General features: G+C 74.6%; 4 protein-coding genes and 1 pseudogene. 4 read left to right on the top strand and 1 reads right to left on the bottom strand.

What is annotated here, in order from left to right:
* A partial coding sequence (cobA, locus tag D3105_RS32330) for a uroporphyrinogen-III C-methyltransferase (protein ID WP_118906403.1) occupies positions 1–1,230 on the top strand: 1,230 nt, incomplete at its 5' end.
* 90 nt (positions 1,231–1,320) lie between these two features.
* Complete coding sequence (locus D3105_RS32325; RefSeq protein ID WP_097994045.1) at positions 1,321–2,139, top strand: TrmH family RNA methyltransferase; 819 nt, start codon at positions 1,321–1,323, stop codon at positions 2,137–2,139.
* 28 nt (positions 2,140–2,167) lie between these two features.
* On the opposite strand, the gene D3105_RS32320 is transcribed toward D3105_RS32325, so the two are convergent.
* A complete protein-coding gene (locus D3105_RS32320) occupies positions 2,168–3,505 on the bottom strand; it encodes a serine/threonine-protein kinase (RefSeq protein ID WP_118906402.1) in 1,338 nt (445 codons plus the stop codon).
* A 612-nt stretch (positions 3,506–4,117) separates the two neighbouring features.
* Here D3105_RS32320 and D3105_RS32315 point away from each other — a divergent pair.
* Together D3105_RS32315 and D3105_RS32305 are read left to right on the top strand one after the other, a co-directional pair.
* Positions 4,118–4,324 carry a hypothetical protein gene (locus tag D3105_RS32315; RefSeq protein WP_010057250.1) on the top strand — a complete coding sequence of 69 codons (207 nt, stop codon included), beginning with the start codon at positions 4,118–4,120 and terminating at the stop codon, positions 4,322–4,324.
* A 516-nt stretch (positions 4,325–4,840) separates the two neighbouring features.
* A pseudogene (locus tag D3105_RS32305) lies at positions 4,841–5,101 on the top strand (aminoglycoside phosphotransferase family protein); the annotation flags it as partial.

The following is a 5,101-nucleotide window of genomic DNA, read 5'->3' as shown; positions in this document are numbered from 1 at the left end:
GGACTGCGCCTGCGCGGCCGCCGCGTCGTCGTCATCGGCGGCGGACAGGTCGCCCAGCGCCGGCTGCCGCAGCTCATCGCCACCGGTGCCGTCATCACCCTGATCTCCCCCTCCGCCACGCCCTCCGTCGAGGCGATGGCGGACGCCGGGGAGATCCGCTGGGAGCGCCGCCGCTACCAGGACGGCGACCTCGCCGACACCTGGTACGCCCTCGTCGCCTCCTCCGACACCACGGCCAACGACGCCGCCTCCGCCGAGGCCGAGCGCACCCGCACCTGGTGCGTCCGGTCCGACGACGCCGAGGCCGCCACCGCCTGGACCCCGGCCACCGGCCGCATCGAGAACATCACCGTCGCCGTCCTCAACACCACCCCGCGAGGCCGCGACCCCCGGCACTCCGCCGCCCTCCGCGACGCCATCGTCGAAGGCCTGCGCGACGGCAGCATCGCCGCCCCGCACCACCGCACCCGCGCCCCCGGCGTCGCGCTCGTCGGCGGCGGCCCCGGCGACCCGGACCTGATCACCGTCCGGGGCCGCCGCCTCCTCGCCGAGGCCGACGTGGTCATCGCCGACCGTCTCGGCCCCCGCGACCTGCTCGACGAACTGCCGCCGCACGTCGAGGTCATCGACGCCGCGAAGATCCCGTACGGCCGGTTCATGGCCCAGGAGGCGATCAACCAGGCGCTCATCGAGCACGCGAAGGCGGGCAAGTCCGTGGTCCGGCTCAAGGGCGGCGACCCGTTCGTCTTCGGCCGCGGCATGGAGGAGGCCCAGGCGCTGGCCGCCGAGGGCATCCCCTGCACGGTCGTCCCCGGCATCTCCAGCACCATCTCCGTCCCCGGGGCGGCCGGCATCCCGGTCACCCACCGGGGCGTCGCCCACGAGTTCACCGTGGTCAGCGGGCATGTCGCCCCCGAGGACCCGCGTTCGCTGGTCGACTGGGAGGCGATCGCCCGGCTGCGAGGCACCCTGGTCCTCCTCATGGCCGTCGACAAGATCGGCGCCATCGCCGCGGCCCTGATCGCCCACGGCAAGGACCCGGCCACCCCGGTCGCCCTCGTCCAGGAGGGCACGACCGCCGCACAGCGCCGGGTCGACGCGACCCTCGCGGACGTCGGGGAGCGAGCAGTCGCGGAGGACGTGCGCCCGCCCGCCGTGATCGTCATCGGCGACGTCGTCGCGGTCGGCCCGGACTCCGCACCGGCCCCCGTCCAGGACGCGGCTGAGTAGGCGAGAGCCCGACCCCCGCCCCGTAACCCGCGGTTACGCGACTCCCTCCCGGGCGTTGGCACCGCACACCGGACAAGGCAGTATCACCCTGTGGCAGAACTCATCACCGTCGACGACCCCGACGACCCGCGGCTGAGCGACTACATCGGCCTGACCGACGTCGAGCTGCGACGACGGCGCGAACCCGCCGAAGGGCTCTTCATCGCCGAGGGCGAGAAGGTCATCCGCCGCGCCCGGCAGACCGGGTACGAGATGCGGTCCATGCTGCTCTCGGCCAAGTGGGTCGACGTGATGCGGGATGTCATCGACGAAGTCCCGGCCCCCGTGTACGCGGTCGCCCCCGAGCTGGCCGAACGCGTCACCGGCTACCACGTTCACCGCGGGGCGCTCGCCTCCATGCAGCGCAAGCCGCTGCCCGCCGCCGACGAACTGCTCGCCACCGCGCGCCGGGTGGTGGTCATGGAATCGGTGAACGACCACACCAACATCGGGGCCATCTTCCGCAGCGCGGCGGCCCTGGGCATGGACGCGGTCCTGCTCTCCCCGGACTGCGCCGACCCGCTCTACCGGCGCTCCGTCAAGGTTTCCATGGGCGCGGTCTTCTCCGTCCCCTACGCCCGGCTCGAAGCCTGGCCCAAGTCGCTGGAGACGGTACGGGAGGCCGGCTTCCGGCTCCTCGCCCTCACCCCGGACGCCAAGGCAACCAGCATCGACGAGGCGGCGCCGCACCGGCTGGAGCGGGTGGCGCTGATGCTCGGAGCCGAGGGCGACGGGCTGTCCACGCGAGCCCTGATGGCCGCCGACGAATGGGTCCGCATCCCGATGGCGCACGGCGTCGACTCACTGAACGTGGGCGCAGCAGCCGCGGTCGCCTTCTACGCGGTGGCCACGGGACGCCCGGAGAGCTGAGCACGGCCGGCCCGGTCCGGACCGGGCGTCACGGCATCGAGGGGACCGGGCCTTGGGGTGTCGGCGCCTGCGCCTGCGCCTGCGAAACCCCGCCCGGCCGCTCGCTCCCGCCCAGCCCGCGCGCCGGCCCCTGGCAGCCCTGCGCCGCCGCGATGCCCAGCGCCACCAGCAGCGTCACCACGACGAACACCACCAGCCGCTGACGCAGCAGCCGCGGATTGGCCGGACGCCTCCCCGCCGAGGTCGTACGGCTCCCGGAACGCGTCCCCGGGCGTCCGTTCGTGCCGGCCGGGGACCCCGGTCGCTTCCCCGTCTTCCCGCCCGAACGCGTCGTGTTGCGCGACGCCTGCTGCGGGCGCGAGCCACCGGTGCGCGGCGGCCCCGAACGTACCGGCGCGCCACGCCTGCCCGGCTGGGGGCGGGAGCCGGACGGGCCCTCCGAACGCCGGGTGTGCTGATCGGCGTACGGATCGGCCATCCGTCCCGTCGGCCGTTCGGCGTCCTGGGCGGAACGCTGGACGGGCGGCCGGCTCTCATGCAGCCCCTGCGCCTCGCGTGCCGCGATCTCCTTGAGTCGCATGGACAGTTGCAGCGTGCTCGGCCGCTCCTCCGGATCCTTCGCCAGACAGGCGCTGATCAGCGGGGCCAACGCGTCGTGCACCCCGCGCAGCTGCGCCTCCTCGTGCACCACGCGGTACAGCATCACCTCGGAACTGCCGTGTCCGAAGGGGGAGTCGGCCATCGCCGCGTACGCCAGGGTCGCGCCGAGCGAGAACACGTCCGTCGCGGGCGTCACCGCCGCGCCCCGGACCTGCTCGGGCGCGAGGAACCCCGGCGACCCCACCGCCGTACCGACATGGGTGAGCGTGCTCGCCCCGGTCGCCCAGGCGATACCGAAGTCGATGATGCGGGGACCCTTGGGGGAAAGGAGGATGTTCGACGGCTTCAGGTCCCGGTGGACCACCCCCGCCTCGTGCACCGCCACCAGGCCCTCGGAGAGCGCCGCCCCGATCGAGGCGACCTCCGCGGCGGGCAGGGGGCCTTCCTCGGCGACCTTGTCGTGCAGCGAGGGGCCGGGCACGTACTGCGTGGCGAACCACGGGCGGTCCGCCTCCAGATCGGCCGCGACCAGCCGGGCCGTGCAGCCGCCCCGGATCCGCCGCGCGGCGGACACCTCGCGCGCGAACCGCGAACGGAACTCCTGATCCTCCGCCAGGTCGGGCCGGATCACCTTGAGCGCGACCCGCTGGCCGCGCCGGTCGGAGCCGAGGTAGACGACGCCCATGCCACCCGCGCCGAGCCGCCGGTGCAGCCGGAACGAGCCGACGAGACGCGGGTCCTCGCGCCGGAGCCGCATCATCGCCATCGTCTGCCCATCCCCGCTGCCTGGTCCGCCTGACGAGGCACAGCTTACGTACCCCGCGCCCGGCGCGCTCAGAGGCCGCGCCCTCGCCGGGGTTTCGATTGTCCGTGCCGGGCGGGAGAAGTGAAGAGGGGTCAGCGCGCGGGGGGTCCGGGCCCGTCGGCCGGCCGGCCGCCCCAAACGGCCACCGGGGCAGGGGGATTGGATCACCGAGGGAACGCCGGGGCGCCACCGCCATCCAGGACGTTTCCACCGCCCGCCTGTACGGGGTGGAGGTGTCCCCGCTGGTCCCCGGCGCGGAACGGCCGCCCGCCGGGGAGCGGCGGACGTGAGTGAAGTCACCCGCCGGTGTCCTTCCAAGGCCCCCGGCGGTACCGCCCGTGCGCCCGACGGCCCCGGAGCCCCTCCGGGATGACCCCAACCTTCGGCTGTCCGTCTCCACCCAGGGGAGTACGCCGATCGACGACCACTCATCCTCCGGGAGGCCCGCCATTCGGTACGCGGGCATGACGCCCTGTGCTCGCCGCTTACCTAATGTTGAGATCAAGCGGCGGGCGCAGCACTCGTCCCCCGAGGTCACGCCCGCCGCTTCCCGATCAGGTCAGGAGAGGAACCATGGCGGACACGGCAACGCGGACGGTGGTCCGTATGCGGGGACGCAAGGCGTACGCCTCGTTCGGCGCCCGTCCGTCCGGCACTCGTCACCCGTTGGTGGCGACGGCGATGGTCCTTCCCCTGGCGGCCCTGCTGGTGGTCGTCTTCGGCGGCTGGGAAGCGGTGGTCACACAGGCGTCGTCCGTGGCGGTGATGCTGGGGCGCTGAGCGGCGCCCGGGGTCCGGAAGAGCGGTCCGGACCCGCACATCCGGCCAACAGCCCCGTGGGGACGGGGGTGCGGCGGACGGCAGCGTTTGTCCGGTCAGCTGGGGAGCTGACCGGGCATCGCGCTGTTCGGGGCCGGGTGGCTCCCGGCCGCCCGGGAACAGGTGCTTTCCGGCTGTCGCGCCCAGATGCCTCCCGCCTGTCCCGGCTCAGGCGCCCCCGGCTGCCCGGGGCCAAGGGCTCCCCGCCTGTCCGGCCCTGGTGCCTTCCGGCTGCCGGGCCCAGGGGATTCGGGCCTGCCCGGCCTTGGTGTCTTCCGGCTGCCCGGGGCCAGGCGCTTCCCGGTTGTCGAGCCCAGGCGTTCTCCGCTCTGTCCGAGCTCAGGCGTTCCCGCCCGTCGGCCCGCGCGCTTCGCGACGGGCCGACGCCCCGCGCACGCCGTGGCTCGGACCGTCCCGCGCGTTACGCTCACGGCGGGCCCGGTGCCACGGCCGGGCCGACCGCCGCCGGGGGAGCCGTTGACCACCACCCAGACCTCAGTAGTCCATGACCTGGGCACGCTCGCGCACCGCCTCTCCCACCCCGCCCGGACGCCCTGCGTGTGCGAGCCGCCGCAGGTCCTCGCGGACCGGCCTGACGGCACGGTGGTGCGCAGCGGCGCGATCGTCGCGAAGGCCCACGCCGCGGACACCGACCGCGAGGCGCTGGCCGCCCGGATCGCCCTGGCCGCCGCCCCGCAGCTGGCCGGCATCCTGCTCCCGCCGCTCACCGCCCCGGCG

The sequence above is a fragment of the Streptomyces globisporus genome (assembly GCF_003501885.1).
In the GTDB taxonomy this organism is placed as follows: domain Bacteria; phylum Actinomycetota; class Actinomycetes; order Streptomycetales; family Streptomycetaceae; genus Streptomyces; species Streptomyces globisporus_D.
This window is presented reverse-complemented; position numbering and strand designations above follow the sequence as displayed.

Excerpts from the sequence above, each read along its gene's own strand:
- D3105_RS32320 (WP_118906402.1), bottom strand. The coding sequence starts at position 3,505 with ATGGCGATGATGCGGCTCCGGCGCGAGGACCCGCGTCTCGTCGGCTCG.
- D3105_RS32315 (WP_010057250.1), top strand. The coding sequence starts at position 4,118 with ATGGCGGACACGGCAACGCGGACGGTGGTCCGTATGCGGGGACGCAAG.